Raw genomic sequence first — 1,336 nt, 5'->3', positions numbered from 1 at the left:
CATCTCTCTTTAAATCCTTTTTCGATAATGGAACTATATTCATCGCCCAATACTTGTAAAGAGTCTTGAATGAGTTTTCCGGCTTCTTCGTATGTGATGGTTGGATTAAATTCGGAATCTAAAGGTGCATGTAAGTCGCAGAAAAGCATTTGATCGAGTTCTAGTACTTTCTTTTTTAAATCTGCAAAACGGCGCATATGAGGTGCTAATTCCTTGTATATAATATCAAGTTGATTGTTATACATTTCAAGTGGAACTTTTTGAGGTTCCAAAAGCATATGAGTAACAGATTCAAATTTGCGTAAACGAGAGAGTGTTACTTGTTTTTTAACTTCAGTCGCGTATGTTGTTGCCACTGTATTTTTATATCGTTTCAAGGTGGAAACAAATGATGAGTAAGCTTTTCTACGTATGTCTATGTTTGGAGAGAACTCATATTTGCTTTCAAATAATGCAAATGATACAGGGAGTTCGTTTCCATGTTCGTCTTGTATGGAGGGAAAATCCATATCGGCTAATTTAGTCATACCGTAAATTTTGTATGGAGAACTATGTACTTCGCCAAGTGCAGCAAGAGCTTCTTCTGTTTCAGGAGAGAGCGTGTGCGGCCTTTTTTGTAGGATATCTAGTAATGATTTACCGAAAGGTTCAAGTTTTGTTTCTTCAGCTAAATATTTTTCAATTGTGCCTTCGTCGAATGAGAGGATTTCATTATTGATAAAGGATAATGCAGTATGTACTTTCGTCCATAAAGCAGTAATTTTGGAAGAGTTCGCTTGAATAACTGGATTTGTACGATCAGTGGATTCTTTTAAATTTGCATAGGAGTATAGTTTTGTTAACTCCATTAAAAGCTTTTCCTCTAAAAGTAGACAATGTAATAAGGTAGTGGAGCTAGTGTGTAATTGTCCTTTAAACGCCTCAAGTTTTTTTATATCGTCTGTTAATACACGTAATGCAGTTTCCCACTCTTTATCAGATTCGTATAAATCAGAGAGGTCCCATGTCAGTTCAGTAGGGACTTCCGCGCGAATATGGCGTTTCTCAATTATATTTTTCATTTGTTATATCCCCCTTATTATAGGTATCTAAAAACATAATACTAGAAAATTCAGTAAAATAAAAACATTTTACATTTCTATATATGTAAAAGAAGGACAAGCATAAAAATGCTTGTCCTTCGAGTCAAATTTAAAAATTAATATACTTTATCGCCGTTGAAAATAGAGTTTTTCACGACTACATAATCTACAGTACGAATTGAGTCTAATTTTGTTCCACCAGCGTAAGAGATAGAAGATTGAAGATCTTGTTCCATTTCGATTAAAGTGTCTTC

General features: G+C 34.3%; 1 protein-coding gene. It reads right to left on the bottom strand.

Annotation, left to right across the window (positions count from 1 at the left end; genetic code table 11):
- Positions 1-1,061, bottom strand: a 1,061-nt coding sequence (locus ACZ4TR_RS49375; protein WP_465296165.1) for a M3 family metallopeptidase, incomplete at its 3' end; no start/stop codon positions are given.
- Positions 1,062-1,336: the final 275 nt, after the last annotated feature.

The sequence above is a fragment of the Amycolatopsis sp. NPDC028719 genome, from assembly GCF_055565395.1.
The sequence above is the reverse complement of the archived record's forward strand: the minus strand, read 5'-3'. Positions and strand labels throughout refer to the sequence as shown.